This window comes from Oerskovia sp. NPDC060338, assembly GCF_042726295.1.
GTDB lineage: Bacteria > Actinomycetota > Actinomycetes > Actinomycetales > Cellulomonadaceae > Oerskovia > Oerskovia merdavium.
Window position 1 is genome coordinate 141072 of record NZ_JBHXCQ010000012.1, and the last position, 18663, is coordinate 159734.

Sequence of the window (18663 nt, forward strand, 5' to 3'; positions counted from 1 at the left end):
ACCTCGCGTCAGGGCTGTCCGACCGGCCCGACGACGGGCCTCGAACCCTGGCGGAGCGTGCCCGCAGGTCCTAGGCTGGAAGAGTCCTGCGGGCACGTACGGGCACCGGAAGAAGGCTCCGACGATGTGGCTTCTCGTGATCTCCGGCGTGGTGGGCGCGGCAGTGGTCGCCGTCATCGCGTGGTTCACGGTGCGCCACGACCGGCCTCCGGTAGACGCTCTTCCACCCCTCCGACCGCACCGGCTCACGTGGCGCGAGCGGCGCCGTCGGGCACCTGACCCCCTCGTGGCGCTGGGGCTCCAGATCCGCCTGGGCCAGCTCGCGCACGAGCTGCGCGACGTCCAGGACGACCCGGGCGTCTACGCCCGGGCCCACCACTACCTCGCCGCGCAGGGCGCGTACGACGCGCTGCTGCGCGAGGCGTGCCGGCTCAGCGGTCTCGAGGTCGACGCCGACCCGCTCGCCGCGGGCCTGCGCAGCGACGAGGACGAGCGGCTGCGCGAGGAGCTCGAGCTCAGCGCGCGCGGCTGGACCTGGTAGCCGGCCCCCGGCACGGGTGAGGGGCCCGACGGCGGTACGCGCCGTCGTCGGGCCCCTCACCCAGGTCGCGGCCTCAGAGGGCCGAGTGGTCCCCGATCCGGTGGTAGGACCGGTCGTGGTAGACCAGCGGCGTCGCGTCGCTGCGCGTCCCCGACGCGAGCGCGCGCAGCGAGACCAGGTAGCTGTCGCCCACGGGCGTGCGCTGGATGATGCGCCCGCGCACCCAGGACAGCGCGCCGTCGATCACGGGCTCGCCCGAGTCGAGGGGGGACCATCCGCCGGCCGCGAACCGGTCGATCCCGCTCGTCGCGAAGCGTGCCGACACGTCGTCCTGGTCGGCGCTGAGGAAGTTGACCGTGACCGTGCGGGCGGCCGAGATCGCGGGCCACGACGACGAGGTCGACGCGAGCGAGAACGCGAGCAGCGGCGGCGCGGCCGAGACCGAGATGACCGAGGTCGCCGTGAAGCCCACGGGGCGCCCCTCGTGGTGCAGCGCGACGACCGCGACGCCCGCGGGGTGCTGCCGGAAGACGGCCTTGTAGGCGTCGGGGCTGAGCTGGGGCTCGTCCTGCTCGTGGAGCAGGGCCTCGAGCCCGGCGAGGCCGGCGACGTCGGAGCGGGTGGTGGGTTCGGCGGTCATCGGGTCACCTCGGCGAGCTCGGGGGCGGTCTGGTGGGTGGTGGCGTCCTTCCCGACGGCGGCGCTCGCCGCCCGGAGCAGCGGGCCCCCCGCGCGGTCGAGCCAGGCGTCGACGGTGCTCGCGAGCTCGGCCTCGCCGAGCTGGGAGTCCAGGAGCGTGAGCGTCCGCGCGGGGACGGTCGCGCCCAGCTCGACGAGGAGCGGGCGCAGGTGCACCTCGCCCGCGAGGGCGTGCGCCGGGTTGCCCGACACGACGACCGGGACCGCGACGACCCCGGCCAGGCCGTCCGGGCCGTAGAGGTCGAGGAACGCCTTGAGCAGGCCGGTGTACGAGCCCTTGTAGACGGGGGTCGCGACGACCAGGACGGTCGCGCCCGCGACGACCTCGCGCGCGGCGTCGGCCCGGGGGTGCACGGGGGCCAGGACCTCGGCCGCGATCTCGGCGAGGTCGATCGTGGCGGGGGGCGGGGTGGCCGCGAGGCCCAGGTGGTCGGTGACCCGGGTCGCGACGGCCTGCGCCGCGGACAGGGTCCGTGACCCGGGGCGGGGGTTGCCGACCAGGGTGACCACGGCGGGTCGGGGCGGGTGGGATGCGCCGTCGTCGGGTCCGGGCCGGGTGCCGAGGCCGCTGCCGGTGCCGGCCGAGTCGCTGGGCGGTGTCTGGTGCTGCGTCATGGTGTCCTCGCTGTCGTCGTGCTGCACGCTTGCCGCGCCGGTGTCGGCGCGGCCAGGTCATCTCCCGGAGCACCCCGTCGTGGGAGGGGTTGCTGACCAGCGAGCCGGGGCTTGGCGCTGGTGCTCGTGACCGTTGGGTAGGGGTATAGCCCGACCGGCGCCAATCTGTACCGATCCGGTCGAGATTTCTCACGGCGTGGACGGTTGTTTCGTGGCGGGGCTCGCGCGCTGCGTGCGGGGCGAGCCCGGGTCGCCTGCGTGGCACGGCCGCGCCGGGGCTCCCGGCGGCGGCCCCGGGCAACCGTGATGTCCCAGGTCGTGAGCCTGCCGTCTCCCAGAGTGGGACGGGAGTACGGCGCTGTTTACACGTACGTAACCTGGTGCAGTTAAGAACCAGCCCTGCCGAGGAGCACTTCATGGATAGTCGTCTGCACTCCGTCTACGACGAGGTCCTCGCCCGTAACCCTGGTGAGGCCGAGTTCCACCAGGCGGTGCGTGAGGTCTTCGACTCGCTCGGGCCGGTGCTCCAGAAGAACCCCCAGTACGTCGACGCCGCCGTGCTCGAACGCATCTGCGAGCCCGAGCGACAGATCATCTTCCGCGTGCCGTGGGTCGACGACAAGAACCGCGTGCAGATCAACCGTGGTTTCCGCGTCGAGTTCAACTCGGCGCTCGGCCCGTACAAGGGCGGCCTGCGGTTCCACCCGTCGGTCTACCTGGGGATCGTCAAGTTCCTCGGGTTCGAGCAGATCTTCAAGAACTCGCTCACCGGCATGCCCATCGGCGGCGGCAAGGGCGGCTCGGACTTCGACCCGCGCGGCAAGTCCGACGGCGAGGTCATGCGCTTCTGCCAGTCGTTCATGACCGAGCTCTACCGCCACATCGGCGAGTACACGGACGTCCCGGCCGGCGACATCGGCGTGGGTGGCCGCGAGATCGGCTACCTGTTCGGCCAGTACAAGCGCATCACGAACCGCTACGAGTCCGGTGTCCTCACGGGCAAGGGCATCAGCTGGGGCGGGTCGCTCGTGCGGACCGAGGCCACGGGCTACGGCACGGTCTTCTTCGCCGACCACATGCTCCGCACCAAGGGCCAGAGCTTCGACGGCCAGCGCGTCGTCGTCTCGGGCTCCGGGAACGTCGCGACCTACGCGATCCAGAAGGCCCAGCAGCTCGGGGCGAACGTCGTGTCGTTCTCCGACTCGTCGGGCTACGTGGTCGACGAGGCCGGCGTGGACGTCGAGCTGCTCCGCCAGATCAAGGAGGTCGAGCGCGGACGCGTGGCCGACTACGTCGAGCGCCGCCCCGGTGCGCGCCTCGTCACGGGCGGCAGCATCTGGGACGTCCCCGCGACCGTCGCCCTGCCCTGCGCCACGCAGAACGAGCTGACCGAGCAGGACGCCAAGCAGCTCGTCGCCAACGGTGTCCTCGCGGTCGCGGAGGGCGCCAACATGCCCACCACGCCGGGTGCCGTCGCGCTGCTCCAGGAGGCCGGCGTGCTCTTCGCGCCCGGCAAGGCCGCGAACGCCGGCGGCGTCGCGACCTCGGCCCTCGAGATGCAGCAGAACGCCTCGCGCGACGCGTGGACGTTCGAGTACACCGAGGAGCGCCTCGCGCACATCATGGAGGGCATCCACTCGCGCTGCGAGGAGACGGCCGACGAGTACGGCGAGCCGGGCAACTACGTGCTCGGTGCGAACATCGCGGGCTTCACCAAGGTGGCCGACGCGATGATCGCCCAGGGCGTCATCTGACGCTCGTCCTGACGGGCCGCTGAGCGGCCCGGGCGCTGCCCTGCACGACCAGGAGCGGTGCGTCCCCGCGTGCCTCGAGCACGCGCGGGGCGCGCCGCTCTCGTCGTCTCCGGCGGGGCCTGAGGTGGGCTCGCGGGCCGCGCTCGCGGGCGGGCGACCCGACGACGTCACGCGCGCGCCGTCGTCGGGCCGCGGTCGCTGTGCGCTCGCCTCGGCGCCGGCTCCCGCGGCGGTCCTGGCCGGGTCTACGCTGGCCGCTGACCCGTCGGCGCGCCCCCGCCCGCCGGCCCCCGAGGCAAGGAGCACCCCCACATGGCACGCGACGTCGCGCTCGAGATCGCCGTCCAGGACACCGACGGCGTGCGGATCGCCACCGAGGTCGGCGCTCGCCGGGTCGAGCTGTGCTCGGCGCTGGGGGCGACGGGTGGGCTGACGCCGAGCGTCGGGCTGCTCGAGGCGGCCGTCGCGGTAGCGGCCGAGGCCGCGGGCGGGGGAGTGCCGGTCGAGGTCCACCCGCTGGTCCGGCCGCGCCCGGGAGGGTTCGTCTTCAGCGCGGCCGAGCTCGACGTGCAGGTGCGCGACGTGCGTGCAGCCGTCGCCGCCGGTGCTGCGGGTGTCGTGATCGGGGCGCTCACGGCCGAGCGGCTCGTCGACGAGGCCGCGGTCCGTGCCCTGGTCGCGGCCGCGGACGGGCGTGAGGTCACCTTCCACCGCGCGATCGACGTCGTCGAGGACGTCACCGCGGCACTCGACCTCCTCGCGGGACTCGGGGTCACGCGGGTGCTCACGTCGGGTGGTGCGGCCCGCAGCATCGACGGGGTCGACCGGCTGCGTGCCATGGCCCTCCACACCGCGGGCCGGGTGCAGATCCAGGCGGGCGGGGGAGTACGCGCCCAGGACATGGGCGACCTCGTGGCGGCGGGCGTGGACGCGGTCCACCTCTCGGCCAAGGGCATCCGGCCCGACGACGGCGGGCCCGGTGGCGGGGGCGGGTCCGGCTACGAGGTCACGGACCTGGGGGCGGCGCGCGAGGCGCGCTCAGCGCTCGACGTCGCGCTGGGTTCCTGACCGGGCGCGTCGGGCTCAGACGCGCTGAGGTCGCGGCCGGCGCGGTACCGGAGCCGCGGATTCCTGCGGTTCCTGTCGTGCCCGACCGCTGACGTGTTTCATTTAGGTAACTTTCCTGTTGTATTGGTTCGCAGGGCACCCTTGATTCGTTAGTGTTCCTGCACATACCCGCCGAGCGGGGCTGATCGACGTGATGAGGCGTCGACGACTCGAAAGGACCGATGATGATCCGAAGCAAGGGGCGCACGCGCCTTCTCACCGCGGTGGCGCTCGCCTCCGGCCTCACGCTGCTCGCCACGGGCTGCGGCTCGTCGGGTGACGACGGGGACAAGGGCTCCGCGAGCAAGGGCGACGGCGTGCTCACGGTGTGGGCCGGCAGCCAGACGCCGATCGTCGCGAACTTCAACCCGTACGCACCGACGGTCCTCCATGCCGCGCTCGGTGGCGTGTACGAGACGCTCTTCTACTACAACAAGGCCAGCGCCGAGGCGCCCACCCCGATGCTGGGAGAGTCCTTCGAGTTCAACGAGGACGGCACCGAGCTGACGATCACGATCCGTGAGGGCGTCACGTGGAACGACGGCAAGCCGTTCACGGCCGAGGACGTCGTCTGGTCCTTCACGAACGACACCTCCAAGCCGGAGTACCTCGCCTCCGCCGAGGTCGTCGACCCCACGACCGTCAAGCTGACCTTCACGGGCCCGCAGTTCACCAACGAGTTCGCCCTCCTCGGTGCGTCCTGGATGGTTCCTCAGCACGTCTGGAAGGACGTCCCCGACCCGGTCACGTTCGCCAACGAGGCGCCGGTCGGCACCGGGCCCTACACCGTCCAGAGCACGTCCGACGCGTCCTACACGATCGTCGCGAACCCCGACTACTGGGGTGGCGCACCCGCCGTCGAGAAGGTCCAGTACCTCGGGATCGACGCGAACACCTCGGCCGAGAGCCTGCTGAAGACCGGCAAGGTCGACTGGGCCGGCATGTTCGTGGCGGACCCCGACGCGCTCACCGCCGACGGTCGCCTCGGGTACATCAACACCCCGCAGGACCCGACCGTGCTGTACACGTGCGCCAACGTCGACGCCGGCTGCGCCGGCGCCCAGACGGACGTCGCCGTCCGCCAGGCGCTCAACGTCGCGATCGACCGCGGTGTCATCAACGAGAAGGCCTTCGTCGGCCTCGCGGGCGAGATCTCGCCGACCTTCGCCCTGCTCGGTCGTGACGACAAGTGGATCTCCCCCGACGTCGAGAAGGTCAGCCCGCAGGAGGCGAACGCTGCCGAGGCCGGCAAGATCCTCGAGGCCGCGGGCTACACCAAGGGTGGCGACGGCATCTACGAGAAGGACGGCAAGAAGGTCGAGCTGACCCTCACGTCGGTCGAGGGCTGGAGCGACTACAACGCCGCCGCCGAGCTCATCGCCGCGCAGGCCAAGGCCGCCGGCATCGCCGTCACGGCCAGCACCGTCACGTGGGACGAGTTCTCGGACTCGCGCCAGACCGGCAGCTTCGAGCTGATCATGGGTGGTGTCGTCGGCACCTCGGTCGCCGACCCGTTCCAGATCTACCGCGACTGGTTCAGCGGTGAGTACACCCAGCCCGTCGGGACCCAGCTCGAGTCCGGCGAGTGGAACTTCTCCCGCTACTCCAACCCTACGGTCGACGCAGCGGTCAACGCCGCAGCGGCGACGAACGACGAGGCCGCGAAGAAGGCCGCCTACGCGACGATCCAGACCGAGATCACGCGTGACCTCCCGTACATCCCGCTGGTCATCAACGCGACGCAGACGTTCTTCGACCAGAAGGACTTCACCGGGTGGCCCACCGAGGACGACCTGTACGCCTTCCCGCCGTCATGGGGGTCGGTCTCGGCAGGCGTGGTGCTGAGCACCATCAAGCCGACCGAGTGACGCCGGGCCGAGGAGGAGCTTCGATGACGACGGGACGTAACGAACGGTGAAGTACTACGCGCGGCGGCTCACGTTCTACGTGATCACCCTGTGGGCCGCCATATCCCTCAACTTCTTCATCCCCCGGCTCATGCCGGGCAACGCGGAGGACATCTTCCGGGCCAAGATGGCCCGCAAGGGAGAGCTCACCCCCGCGATGGAGAAGAGCATCCAGCTCCTCTTCGGCTCCGACGACCAGTCGTCGCTGTGGGACCAGTACCTGCGGTACTGGAACAACCTGCTGCACGGTGACCTGGGGACGTCGATCACCAAGTTCCCCGCCCCGGTGTCCGAGCTCATCGGTCAGGCCCTGCCGTGGACCATCGTGCTCGTGGGCCTGGCGACCGTGCTGTCCTTCGTCATCGGCATCTCGCTGGGCGCGTGGGTCGGCTGGCGGCGGGGTACCTGGGTGGACGGGATCATCCCGGCGTCCACCCTCCTGCAGTCCGTGCCGTACTTCTGGCTCGCCCTCATCCTCATCGCGGTGTTCTCCGTGAACCTGGCGTGGTTCCCGATCATCGGTGGGTACGACACGTTCATGTTCCCGGACGGGCCCGTGGCCACGTGGGAGTTCTTCTCGAGCGCGGTCTACCACGGCTTCCTGCCTGCGCTGACGATCGTCCTGTCCTCGGTGGGCGGCTGGCTCCTCGGCATGCGCAACATGATGGTCTCGACGCTGTCCGAGGACTACATCACCACGGCCGAGGCCAAGGGCCTGCGTCCCTTCCGGGTCCTCACGACCTATGCCACGCGGAACGCGGCGCTGCCCTCGCTCGCCGGGTTCAGCGTCTCGCTGGGCTTCGTGGTCGCGGGGTCGATCGTCATGGAGCAGGTCTTCACCTACCCCGGTGTCGGGAAGCTGATGATCAACGCGGTCCAGGACAAGGACTTCGCTCTCATGCAAGGGGTGTTCCTCGTCATCACCGTCACGGTGCTCGCGGCGAACTTCCTCATGGACCTTCTGTACGGCTTCATCGACCCGAGGGCTCGGCACAATGGCTGACGACGACATCCGCACGCGGGAGTTCGTGACCCCCGCCACCAGCTCGTCCCCGGTCGCCGAGGCGGTGGCCGACGGGATCGCGCCGAGCATCCGCACGGACGGGCTCGTGCCCGACGTCCCGGTGTCCGACGGCGACGTCCCGTCTGCCGCGCTCGCGGCCGACGCGCCGGTCACCGCCCCGCCGCGCCGCGGCTTCCGCGAGATGCTCCCGCGCAGGTCCGGCAAGCTGGTCGTCGGTCTGGTGCTCACGATCGGCATCGTGCTGTTCGCGGTCATCGCACCGTTCGTCACCCAGGATCCCTGGAACTACGACAACCCGGTGTTCGAGCCGCCCAGCGCGGCACACCTGCTGGGCACCAACAACCTCGGTGCCGACCTCTTCGCGCAGCTCGCGGAGGGCGCGGCCGGCTCGTTGACCGTGGGGCTCGTCGCGGGGGCCATCGCCGTGGTGCTGTCGCTGTTCTTCGGGATCGTGGCCGGCTACGTCGGCGGCTGGACGGACGAGGGCCTGTCGCTCGTCACCAACGTCATGCTCGTCATCCCGGGCCTCCCGCTGGTGATCGTGATCGCGAGCTACATGGAGAGCCGCAGCATGTGGATCATCGCCGTGGTGCTGGGCCTGACGAGCTGGGCGGGATCGGCGATCGTGCTGCGCTCGCAGGCCAGGTCGCTCCGGAGCCGCGACTACGTGGCGGCCTCCCGCGTCGCGGGCGAGAAGCCGCTGCGGATCATCACGGTCGAGATCCTCCCGAACCTCCTGCCGCTCCTCGCCGCGCAGTTCCTCTTCGCGGTGGTGCTCGCGATCCTCGCGGAGGCGGGCCTGTCCTACCTCGGTCTCGGCCCGTCGGGTGCCATCACGTGGGGGACCATGCTCAACCAGGCCAGCCAGCACAACGCGTTCACGATCGGCGCGTGGTGGTGGTTCGTGCCGCCGGGCCTCATGATCGCGCTGTTCGGCTGCGGCCTCTCGCTCATCAACTTCAGCATCGACGAGATCATCAACCCCAAGCTGCGCACGGCTCCGGCCGCCGTCAAGAGCGTCCGCCAGGCGCGCAAGGCGCAGGTCCGCGGCGAGGGCGCGCACCCGGCCCCGGCGCAGGACGCTCCCGTCGACGGCGACGACACCGGCGGGAACGCCTTGGAGAAGGAGAGGGTGAACGCATGAGCACCGCGCTCACGACCGGTCCTCTGACCACCCCCGACCACGCGGAGGCGATCGCGGGGCTGGCTCCGGTCCTCACTGCCCGCAACGTCTCGATCGAGTACGAGGTCTCGCCGCCGGTCAAGGCCGTCAGGGACGTCTCGCTCACGCTCCACCGGGGCGAGATCCTCGGCCTGGCCGGGGAGTCGGGCTGCGGCAAGACGACCCTCGCCTACGGGATCAACCAGCTGCTCAAGCCGCCTGCCCTGCGCACCGCAGGTGAGATCGTCTTCCACGACCAGGACGGCACGGACGTCGACGTCGCCGCGCTCGAGGGCGACGCGCTGCGTGCCTTCCGGTGGGACAAGATCTCGATGGTCTTCCAGGGAGCCATGAACTCCTTGAACCCGGTCATCAGCGTGAGGTCGCAGCTGTTCGACGTGTTCACCACGCACCGCCCCGGCATGTCGAACGCGGAGAAGCTCGAGCGCAGCCAAGAGCTGCTGCGGCTCGTCGGGGTCGACCCGGCGCGGCTCAACAGCTTCGCGCACGAGCTGTCGGGCGGCATGCGCCAGCGCGTCATGATCGCCATGGCGCTCGCGCTCAACCCCCAGGTCATGATCATGGACGAGCCCACGACCGCGCTCGACGTCGTGGTGCAGCGAGGCATCCTCCGCGAGATCATGCGGCTGCGCGAGCAGTTCAGCTTCGCGGTCGTCTTCATCACGCACGACCTGCCCCTGCTCCTCGAGATCAGCGACCGGATCGCGGTGATGCGCCACGGCGAGATCGTCGAGCTCAACACGTCGGCCAACATCTTCACCAGGCCGCAGCACGAGTACACGCGCAAGCTCCTCGCCTCGTTCCCCAGCCTCACCGGGGAGCGCGGGTCGTTCGTCAGAACCGGTGAGAGCACGGAAGGGGAAGCGTCGTGAGCACCCTCGAGGTCAAGCACCTCACCAAGGACTTCCGCGTGCGGGGCGGCGGGGCGGGCAGGAAGTTCCGCGCGGTCGACGACGTCTCGTTCACGCTCGAACCCGGTCGGACGATCGCCCTGGTCGGAGAGTCCGGCTCGGGCAAGTCGACCGTCGCCCGGATGATCTCCAAGCTCGAGACGCCGACGTCGGGCGAGATCCTGATCGACGGTCGCACGAGCGCGACGCGGGGCCGACGGCTCGCGACGTACCGGCGTGACGTACAGATGGTCTTCCAGGACCCGTTCGCCTCGCTCAACCCGTTCCACACGATCGCGCACCATCTCGAGCGCCCTCTCCGGCTGCACGGCAAGGCGAAGGGGAGGGCGGAGATCGATGCCCAGGTCCACCAGCTCCTCGAGCGGGTCAACCTCACGCCCGCGTCGATCGTGGCGGCGAGGCGACCGCACGAGCTCTCCGGGGGCCAGCGGCAGCGGGTGGCGATCGCCCGTGCGCTCGCTCCCGGAGCCCGCTTCCTGGTCGCCGACGAGCCGGTCTCGATGCTGGACGTCTCGATCCGGTTGTCGGTGCTGAACCTCCTGGCGCGGCTGCAGCGTGAGGAGAGCCTGGGCGTCCTCTACATCACGCACGACCTCGCGACGGCTCGCCACTTCAGCGACGAGATCATCGTGATGTTCCGCGGGAAGATCGTCGAACGTGGGCCGTCGGACGAGCTCATCCTCAACCCGCAGCACGACTACACGAAGCTCCTCCTGGGGGCGGCGCCCAACCCGGAGAACCACGGGCGGCTCCGCGAGGAGGTGCGCAGAGAGCTCGCGTCGGCGTCGGCAACCTCGGGGGATGCCGGTGCGGTGCGCGACCGCTTCGGCACGGCCGACCTCTGAGGTCGGCCGTCACGGCGGTGCCGGTGGCGAGCAGGCGACCGGCAGGACGAGCAACGGCCTCGGGCACAGCCCGGGGCCGTTGCTCCGTCGCCGGGCCCGGCCGTGGAGACCTCGCCCGCGAGGTCGCCCGGCTCTGCCGTCCGACGACCCGGTCGCGCCGCCGTCCGACGCCCGGAGCGACGGCCTAGAGTCGGTTCGTGCCCACCAGGAACCTGCGCATCGCGCCCACCACCGCCCCTGTCCGGCCCGCGGTCGACCCGGTCCTCGCCGCGCTCGCGTCGTTGCGCGCCGAGATGGAGATCCCCGCGGAGTTCCCGCAGGACGTGCTCGACGACGCCGCGGCCGCGGCTGCGACCGACGTGTCGTCGGGCCGTGCGGACCTGCGTGCCGTCGGCTTCGTGACGATCGACCCGCCGGGGTCAATGGACCTGGACCAGGCCGTCCACCTCGAGCGCGCCCCCGGGGGATTCCTCGTGCGGTACGCGATCGCGGACCTCGGGGTGTTCGTGACCCCGGGGGGTGCGCTGGACGCCGAGGTCAACGAGCGGGGTATGACACTCTACGGCCCCGACGAGCGCACCCCGCTGCACCCGGAGGTGCTGTCCGAGTCCGCTGCGAGCCTCCTGCCGGACGTGGACCGGCCCGCCGCCGTCTGGCACGTCGGGCTCGACGCGCGCGGGGAGATCGTCTCCGCGCGGGTCGAGCGCGCCCTCGTGCGCAGCACGGCCCGACTCACCTACGAGGAGGTCCAGGCGCGCCTCGACGCCGGTGACGCGGGGGAGATGCTCGACCTGCTCCGCGAGATCGGGTTGCTGCGCGAGGCGCGTGAGCGCGAGCGGGGCGGGGTGTCGCTCAACGTGCCCGAGCAGGACGTCGTGGTGCACCCGGACGGGACGTTCGGGCTCGCGTTCCGCTCGACGCTGCCGGTCGAGGGGTGGAACGCCCAGATCTCGCTGCTGACCGGGATCGCGGCGGCGCAGCTCATGCGCGCGGGTGGCGTCGGGATCTTCCGCACCCTGCCCGCGGCGGACCCGCGCGACCTCGCGCGCCTGCGGCGCACGGCCCGGGCGCTGGGGATCGACTGGCCGAAGGACGTCTCGTACGGCGACCTGCTCCCGACGCTCGACTCGGGCAGCTCACGGCACGCCGCGTTCCTCAACGAGGCGACGTCGCTGTTCCGGGGAGCCTCGTACGCGCCGTTCGGTGGGGTGGGGCAGCCTCAGGAGGTGCCCGACGACGTCGCGCACGCCGCCATCGCGGCCGAGTACGCGCACGTGACCGCACCGCTGCGCCGTCTGGTCGACCGCTACGGCACCGAGATCTGCCTGGCGCTCAGCGCGGGGACGCAGGTCTCGACCTGGGTGCGCGAGGCGCTCCCCGGCCTGCCGCGGACCATGGCTCGCACGGGACAGAGGGCCGGCTCGTACGAGCGGTCGAGCGTCGACGTCGTCGAGGCCGCCCTGCTCGCGGGCCGCGTGGGCGAGGAGTTCGACGCGGTCGTGGTCGACGTCGAGAACGACGACGAGCGCCGACGCCGCGCGACCAAGGACGCCGAGCGGGCCGCGAGGGCTGCGAAGGCGTCGGTCGACAGCGGGTCGTACGCCTCCGCGGCGGGCGATCCCGCTGCCGGTGCGGCCGCCCCGGCGGAGGCCGCCTCGGCGGAGGCCGGCCACGACCTGGTCCGCGGCCAGGTCGTGATCGCCGAGCCCGCGGTCCGGGCGAGCGTCCAGGGCGTCGGCCTGCCGCTCGGTGACCCGGTCCGGGTGCGGCTGCGCGAGGCGTCGATCGAGCTGCGACGGGTCGGTTTCGACCTGGTCTGACGCCCTTCCCGTCGAGTGCATGATTCCGCCGTGAAACGCCCGGCGAGTCGCAGCGCAATCATGCACTCGGCAGGGGAGAGGGGAGGATGGACCCATGCCTCCTCGTCGCCGCACCGACCCGGCCGTCGGCCGCACCGCCCTGGCCGCCTGGCAGGACGGCGTCGCCGGCCGCCCCGAGGTCACGACCGCCGTCCGCTTCACGCTCGAGGAGCTCGCCGAGGTCTCGCCGGGCCACGCGGTCGAGGTCCGCGTCCCCCCGTACGGGGCGGTCCAGGCCGTCGAGGGTCCGCGGCACACGCGCGGGACCCCGCCCAACGTGGTCGAGACGGATCCCGAGACCTGGCTCGGCCTCGTCACCGGCACCGTGGTCTGGGCCGAGGCCGTCGCCGACGGACGCATCAGCGCCTCGGGCGAACGGTCGGACATCTCGGGGCTGCTGCCGCTGCAGGCCGCCCGTCGCCGCGACAGGTAGGGCGAGCCGAGCGCGCGGGCCTGCGCGCCGCCGTCGGGCACGCGCACACCTCCCGACCAGCGGGTGAACTTCGCCCCGCGACCCGCACCCAGGAAGTTTCCAGTGTCTGCATCGTGAGATAGCGTGCCAGGACGAACGGGCGACGGCGCCCGTCGACCGGTCTACGCACGACGACGTCGCGCTCCCCGGCAGGACAGTGCCGTTCGTAGGGGGAAGCGGGCGTTCGACCGGAAGTGACCGGCCGGACACCGCGCGTTCATCAGCCTGCTGTTGGATTCCAGAGCCCGCACCTGCGCCACCCGCGCCGAGGTGGGCGCGCCGGGAACCCGGCCACGACACGAAGGAGTCAGCGTGATCGGTAGTCACCATCAGTCCCGACGCAGGAGAGGTGTGGTCGCGGCCACCCTGTCCGCGTCGCTCGTCGCCACGGCGGCGTTCAGCACGGTAGCCGCGGGGGCTGCCTCTGCTGCGGTCGACGGGTCGTCCGTCGTCATCAACGAGGCGTACCTCAACGGCGGCAGCGCCAACGCCCCGTACCTCAACAAGTTCGTCGAGCTCTACAACCCGACGAACGCGGACATCGACCTCTCGGGCTGGTCCGTCCAGTACCGGTCCGCGACGGGCACGGGTGCCTCGAACGGCGTCGTCCCGCTGTCCGGCAAGATCAAGGCCGGTGGCTACTACCTGGTCCAGGGCGCCTCGAACGGCGCGACCGGTGCGGCCCTCCCGACCCCCGACGCGACGGGCACCATCGCCCCGCAGGGGCAGAACGGCACGCTCGCGCTGGTCAAGTCTCCCTCGGCGATCACGCTGACGCCGGGCTCGCTCGTGGGCAACCCGCAGGTCGTCGACCTCCTGGGGTACGGCACGTCCAACACGTTCGAGACCGCTGCGGCGCCCGCGGGCACCGCGAACAACGTGCCCGGCTCGCTCAACCGCGCGACCGGCGCGGACACGGACAACAACTCCGTGGACTTCGCGGTCAGCAGCACCGTCACCCCGCAGAACAGCGGCGGCGGATCGGGCCCCGGCCCGGACCCCGAGCCCGGCACGGCCAAGACCATCGCCGAGATCCAGGGCACGGGCGCCGCGAGCCCCCTCGTGGGCCAGACCGTCACGACGCGCGGCGTCGTGACCGCGACCTACCCGTCGGGCGGGTTCGACGGCCTCTACATCCAGACCGCCGGCTCGGGCGGCGACCTCGACCTCGCGACGCACACCGCGTCGGACGGCCTCTTCGTGTACTCGAAGGCCGCGGCGACGGCGCTGCAGGTCGGCCAGCACGTCGAGGTCACGGGTGTGGTCTCGGAGTACTTCGGCCTGACGCAGGTCACGCCTGCTGCCGGCGGCTGGAAGGTCCTGACGGACCCGGCAGAGGTCGTCAAGCCCGCGAACGTCGCGTACCCCGCGACCGACGCGGACCGCGAGAAGCTCGAGGGCATGCTGGTCCAGCCCGCCGGTGACTACGTCGTCGCCGACAACTACGACACGAACTACTACGGTTCGGTCGTCCTGGCGAGCGGCACCGAGCCGCTGCGCCAGCCCACGTCGGTCGGCCGCCCGGGCAGCGCGGAGGCCGCAGCCGCGGTCGCGGACGCCAACGCCCGCCGGGTCAACCTCGACGACGGTGCGACGACCAACTTCAACAACGCGGCCAACAAGGCCAAGCCCTTGCCGTACCTCACGGGCGGTGCCCCGGTGCGTGTCGGCGCGCTCGCGACCTTCACGTCCCCGGTCGTGCTCGACTACCGGTTCGACGGCTGGAACTTCCAGCCCGTCACGGAGCTGACCCCGGCCAACGCCGCCGCGGTCCAGCCCGCGACGTTCGCGAACACGCGCACGGACTCCCCGGAGGCCGTGGGCGGCGACGTGACCGTGGCGGCGTTCAACGTCCTGAACTACTTCACGACGACCGGCGACCAGGTCAGCGGGTGCCAGTTCTACACGGACCGTGAGGGCAACCCCGTCACGGTGCGCACGGGCTGCGACGCCCGCGGCGCAGCGAACGCGGCCAACCTGCAGCGCCAGGAGACCAAGATCGTCGCGGCGCTCAACGCGCTCGACGCGGACGTCGTCGCGATCCAGGAGATCGAGAACTCGGCCACGTTCGGCAAGAACCGCGACGCGGCACTCTCGACGCTCACGTCGAAGCTCAACGCCGCGGCCGGTGCGGGGACCTGGGCGTTCGTGCCCTCCCCGGCGACGCTGCCCGCCTCGGAGGACGTCATCCGGACGGCCTTCATCTACCGCCCGGCGGCCGTCGAGACGGTGGGGGCCTCGGTCATCCACGACGTCGCGGCCTTCGACAACGCGCGCGAGCCGCTCGCCCAGACCTTCCGGGTCGCCGGGGGAGAGGCCGCGACGGACTTCGTCGTCATCGCGAACCACTTCAAGTCCAAGGGCTCCGGCTCGGGCGCCGACGCGGACCAGGGCGACGGGCAGGGCGCCTCGAACGCCTCGCGCGTCAAGCAGGCCACGGCTCTCGCGGCGTTCGCCGACCAGGTCTCCGCCGACGCGGGGACCGACAAGGTGCTCCTCGCGGGTGACTTCAACTCCTACGCCCAGGAGGACCCGATCAAGGTCCTGACGGACGCGGGCTTCGTCGACCTCGGCCCCACCACGGGCAAGGAGACGTACCTGTTCGACGGCCTCGTCGGCTCGCTCGACCACGTGCTCGCCTCGCCCGGTGCCGCAGCCGCGGTGACGGACACCGACATCTGGAACATCAACTCGGTCGAGCCCATCGCGAACGAGTACAGCCGCTACAACTACAACGTCTCGAACCTGTACGACACCACGGCGTTCCGCTCGTCCGACCACGACCCGATCGTCGTCGGCCTCGAGCTGGGCGGCGAGGAGCCGGGCGGGGTCAAGGACCTCGACCTGCTCGCGATCAACGACTTCCACGGTCGTATCGACGCGAACACGGTCAACTTCGCCGGGACCGTCGAGCAGCTGCGCGCCGCCAACCCGGCGGGCACGGCGTTCCTGTCGGTCGGCGACAACATCGGTGCCTCGCTCTTCGCGTCGGCGCTGCAGGACGACCAGCCGACCATCGACGTGCTCAACGCCCTGGACCTGTCCGCCTCCGCGGTGGGCAACCACGAGTTCGACAAGGGCTTCAGCGACCTGGCCGGGCGCGTCACCGACGCGTCCGACTGGTCCTACCTGGGTGCCAACGTCTACGCCAAGGACACCACCAACCCGGTCCTGCCGGAGTACGCGGTGATCGACGTCGACGGCGTCAAGGTCGGCGTCATCGGCGCCGTCACCGAGGAGACCCCGACGCTCGTGACCCCGTCCGGGATCGCGGACCTCTCGTTCGGCGACCCGGTCGAGGCCGTGAACCGTGTCGCCGCGCAGCTGCGCGACGGCGACACGGCGAACGGTGAGGCCGACCTCCTGGTCGCGCTGTACCACGAGGGCGCGAGCGCCGGCACGCCGGACGGCTCGTCGCTCGAGCAGGAGCTCGCCCACCAGGGCGCGTTCGAGCAGATCGTCAACGACACGGACGCGCGCGTCGCGGCGATCTTCACGGGCCACACCCACAAGCAGTACGCGTGGGAGGCGCCGATCCCCGGCACCGACAAGACCCGTCCCGTCCTGCAGACCGGGAGCTACGGCGAGAACATCGGGCACGTGAGCCTGACGTTCGACACCGCGACCGACGAGGTCACGGACTACTCGGTCGCGAACGTCAAGCGCACCACGACGCCCGCCCCGGAGCTCGTCGCGGCGTACCCGCGCGTGGCCGAGGTCAAGACGATCGTGGACGCGGCGCTCGCGCAGGCCGAGGTCATCGGTGCCCAGCGCGTCGGCTCGGTCACCGCGGACATCACGACCGCCTTCCTGGGCGGCTCGTACGTCGACGGCAAGTACAAGGGCTCGGGCCCGCTCCCGTCCACGGGTCGTGACGACCGTGCCTCGGAGTCGACCCTCGGCAACCTCGTGGCGACCTCGCTGCTCGACACGCTGGCCGACCCGGCCCGTGGCGGCGCCGACTTCGGTGTCGTCAACGCGGGTGGCCTGCGCAACGAGCTGTTCTACGGCGACGACGGCGTGATCACCTACGCCGAGGCCAACGCGGTCCTGCCGTTCGTCAACAACCTGTGGACCGTGTCCCTCACGGGTGCGCAGGTCGAGACGATGCTCGAGCAGCAGTGGCAGACCAACCCGGACGGCACGCGCCCGTCGCGCCCGTTCCTGGCCCTCGGCCTGTCGGACAACGTCAAGTACACGGTCAAGACGACCGACGTGAACGCCACCCCCGGCGACAACGTCACCTCGGTCCTCGTCAACGGCGAGCCGCTCGACCCGGCCAAGACGTACCGGGTCGCGACGTTCTCGTTCCTCGCCACGGGTGGTGACAACTTCCGGGTCTTCGCGCAGGGCACGGACGCCCGTGACTCGGGTCTGATCGACCGCGACGCGTGGATCTCCTACCTGCAGACCCACCCGAACCTCAGCCCTGACTTCGCTCGTCGCAGCGTGGTCGCGGACGGTCTGGGGACGGTCACCGCAGGCGAGTCCGTGACGGCCAAGGTCTCGCGCCTGAACCTCACGTCGCTCGGCAGCCCGCTCAACACGGGCGTCTCGGCGTACCTCGTGCCCGCGGGCACGGCGTTCGACGCGGCGAACCCGGGCACGCCGGTCGCCACGGGCACGGTCACGAACGGGGCGGCGAGCCTCGAGGTGCCGGTCCCGGCGGAGACCGCGGGGGGCGAGTACGGCGTGTACGTCGTCGCCGCTCCGAGCGGGACGGTCACGCGGCTGGCCCTGACGGTCGAGGGCGCAGACCTGCCCGACGTCGTCATGGACGGCCTCACGGCCACGACCCAGTGCGTCGCGGGTCGCGTCCAGCTGTCGGTCAAGGGCGTGAACGGCGAGTCGCTCCCGATCGACGTGCGTTACACGACCGCGTTCGGCGAGAAGAAGTTCACCAAGCTTCTCCCGGGCAAGATCGCGGCGCAGTCGTTCAACAGCCGTGCGACGTCGGTGCCTGCGGGCACGGTCCGGGTCGCGGCGTACAAGTGGCAGGACGGTCAGGGCTTCTACGAGACCTACGACCTGGCCTACCCGGCGGTCACGTGCGGCTGATGCAGCGCGCATGACGGTCTGAAAGTCGTCGGGCCTGTTCTCCTGGTCGCCAGGGGAGCAGGCCCGACGGCGTCTCGCACCCGGGTGCGAGACGCGCCGGTGCGGTGCCCACCCCGGAGAGCGGGAGCGGTCCGCGCCGTCGCCAGGACGGGTGGCCGGCACAGGGGATTCCCAGTGGGACGGGGTACTGTCGGCGCGTGAGCACGAGCACCCCCGACCCCGACGTGAACGAGACCCCGACCGGCCTCGACGCCGCTTCGACTCCGGAGGCCGGCTCGACCGGCGCCGCGGGCCGTACCGACCCGGAAGCGGTCGGCGCACCGCGCGACGACGCGAACGAGGGCCTCCGTGGCGACGAGGTCGAGATCGAGTCGGTCATCGACCCGACGACCGTCCGACGCGCTCCGCGCTACAAGGCCTTCTTCCTGACCGGCGCCCTGGCAGGGATCGTGCTCGGCCTGGCGATCGGCATCTCGTGGCTCGTGTCCCCCGCGGCGAGCGGTGTCCTCAAGCCCGGTGTCTACCTCAGCGTGATCGTGCTGGGGACGACCACGCTCACGACGCTCGTCGCGGGCGCGCTCGCGATCTGGGCCGACAAGCGCAGCCTGCGCCGCTGACGTCCTCGACGTCGTGACCGCGGCGGCTCGTCGAGAACTCGGGCCTGCCGTCATGCTCGACCGGTGATCTC

Annotated in this window: 14 protein-coding genes and 1 riboswitch; of the genes, 12 read left to right on the forward strand and 2 right to left on the reverse strand. The window is 71.4% G+C overall.

Features of this window, described 5'->3' with window-relative positions:
- The first annotated feature begins 124 nt into the window (after positions 1-124).
- On the forward strand, positions 125-541 hold the full coding sequence (locus tag ACFWGN_RS15760; RefSeq protein WP_377618072.1) for a hypothetical protein: 417 nt from the start codon (positions 125-127) through the stop codon (positions 539-541).
- Positions 542-614: 73 nt separating this feature from the next.
- Here the strand turns inward: ACFWGN_RS15760 and ACFWGN_RS15765 are convergent, their stop codons facing one another.
- Both ACFWGN_RS15765 and ACFWGN_RS15770 read right to left on the reverse strand, forming a co-directional pair.
- Positions 615-1181, reverse strand: coding sequence for a flavin reductase family protein (locus ACFWGN_RS15765; RefSeq protein ID WP_056652434.1), 567 nt, complete (start codon positions 1179-1181; stop codon positions 615-617).
- The gene (locus ACFWGN_RS15770; protein WP_377618074.1) at positions 1178-1855 is read right to left on the reverse strand and encodes an NADPH-dependent FMN reductase; all 678 of its coding nucleotides are present in this window, start codon (positions 1853-1855) and stop codon (positions 1178-1180) included. Before ACFWGN_RS15770 ends, ACFWGN_RS15765 begins: the two co-directional genes overlap by 4 nt.
- A 20-nt stretch (positions 1856-1875) precedes the next feature.
- Positions 1876-1987, reverse strand: a riboswitch (SAM riboswitch).
- Between the two features lie 284 nt (positions 1988-2271).
- Here ACFWGN_RS15770 and gdhA point away from each other — a divergent pair.
- From gdhA to ACFWGN_RS15825, 11 genes are all read left to right on the forward strand, one after another.
- Positions 2272-3609 carry an NADP-specific glutamate dehydrogenase gene (gdhA, locus tag ACFWGN_RS15775; RefSeq protein ID WP_191805654.1) on the forward strand — a complete coding sequence of 446 codons (1338 nt, stop codon included), beginning with the start codon at positions 2272-2274 and terminating at the stop codon, positions 3607-3609.
- 312 nt (positions 3610-3921) lie between these two features.
- Complete coding sequence (locus ACFWGN_RS15780) at positions 3922-4677, forward strand: copper homeostasis protein CutC (protein ID WP_377618076.1); 756 nt, start codon at positions 3922-3924, stop codon at positions 4675-4677.
- Between the two features lie 224 nt (positions 4678-4901).
- Positions 4902-6584 carry an ABC transporter substrate-binding protein gene (locus ACFWGN_RS15785; RefSeq protein WP_377618078.1) on the forward strand — a complete coding sequence of 561 codons (1683 nt, stop codon included), beginning with the start codon at positions 4902-4904 and terminating at the stop codon, positions 6582-6584.
- Positions 6585-6630: 46 nt separating this feature from the next.
- On the forward strand, positions 6631-7626 hold the full coding sequence (locus ACFWGN_RS15790; RefSeq protein ID WP_191805657.1) for an ABC transporter permease: 996 nt from the start codon (positions 6631-6633) through the stop codon (positions 7624-7626).
- Entirely contained in the window at positions 7619-8791 is a 1173-nt protein-coding gene (locus ACFWGN_RS15795; RefSeq protein WP_377618080.1) for an ABC transporter permease, read from the forward strand. The genes ACFWGN_RS15790 and ACFWGN_RS15795 overlap by 8 nt, the downstream gene beginning before the upstream one ends.
- Positions 8788-9702, forward strand: coding sequence for an ABC transporter ATP-binding protein (locus ACFWGN_RS15800; RefSeq protein ID WP_377618082.1), 915 nt, complete (start codon positions 8788-8790; stop codon positions 9700-9702). The genes ACFWGN_RS15795 and ACFWGN_RS15800 overlap by 4 nt, the downstream gene beginning before the upstream one ends.
- Positions 9699-10586: an ABC transporter ATP-binding protein gene (locus ACFWGN_RS15805; RefSeq protein ID WP_377618083.1), complete on the forward strand. Its 888-nt coding sequence runs from the start codon at positions 9699-9701 to the stop codon at positions 10584-10586. The genes ACFWGN_RS15800 and ACFWGN_RS15805 overlap by 4 nt, the downstream gene beginning before the upstream one ends.
- 197 nt (positions 10587-10783) lie before the next feature.
- On the forward strand, positions 10784-12406 hold the full coding sequence (locus ACFWGN_RS15810; protein WP_377618085.1) for an RNB domain-containing ribonuclease: 1623 nt from the start codon (positions 10784-10786) through the stop codon (positions 12404-12406).
- A gap of 94 nt (positions 12407-12500) precedes the next feature.
- Positions 12501-12878 carry a sterol carrier family protein gene (locus ACFWGN_RS15815; protein ID WP_191805660.1) on the forward strand — a complete coding sequence of 126 codons (378 nt, stop codon included), beginning with the start codon at positions 12501-12503 and terminating at the stop codon, positions 12876-12878.
- A 390-nt stretch (positions 12879-13268) separates the two neighbouring features.
- Positions 13269-17975 (forward strand): ExeM/NucH family extracellular endonuclease, encoded by a 4707-nt coding sequence (locus ACFWGN_RS15820; protein ID WP_377618088.1) that lies wholly within the window; start codon positions 13269-13271, stop codon positions 17973-17975.
- Positions 17976-18172: 197 nt separating this feature from the next.
- The gene (locus ACFWGN_RS15825; protein WP_191805662.1) at positions 18173-18592 is read left to right on the forward strand and encodes a hypothetical protein; all 420 of its coding nucleotides are present in this window, start codon (positions 18173-18175) and stop codon (positions 18590-18592) included.
- Positions 18593-18663: the final 71 nt, after the last annotated feature.

Coding starts and splice junctions, on each gene's coding strand:
- ACFWGN_RS15760 (WP_377618072.1), top strand. CDS start 125: ATGTGGCTTCTCGTGATCTCCGGCGTGGTGGGCGCGGCAGTGGTCGCC.
- ACFWGN_RS15765 (WP_056652434.1), bottom strand. CDS start 1,181: ATGACCGCCGAACCCACCACCCGCTCCGACGTCGCCGGCCTCGCCGGG.
- ACFWGN_RS15770 (WP_377618074.1), bottom strand. CDS start 1,855: ATGACGCAGCACCAGACACCGCCCAGCGACTCGGCCGGCACCGGCAGC.
- gdhA (WP_191805654.1), top strand. CDS start 2,272: ATGGATAGTCGTCTGCACTCCGTCTACGACGAGGTCCTCGCCCGTAAC.
- ACFWGN_RS15780 (WP_377618076.1), top strand. CDS start 3,922: ATGGCACGCGACGTCGCGCTCGAGATCGCCGTCCAGGACACCGACGGC.
- ACFWGN_RS15785 (WP_377618078.1), top strand. CDS start 4,902: ATGATCCGAAGCAAGGGGCGCACGCGCCTTCTCACCGCGGTGGCGCTC.
- ACFWGN_RS15795 (WP_377618080.1), top strand. CDS start 7,619: ATGGCTGACGACGACATCCGCACGCGGGAGTTCGTGACCCCCGCCACC.
- ACFWGN_RS15800 (WP_377618082.1), top strand. CDS start 8,788: ATGAGCACCGCGCTCACGACCGGTCCTCTGACCACCCCCGACCACGCG.
- ACFWGN_RS15815 (WP_191805660.1), top strand. CDS start 12,501: ATGCCTCCTCGTCGCCGCACCGACCCGGCCGTCGGCCGCACCGCCCTG.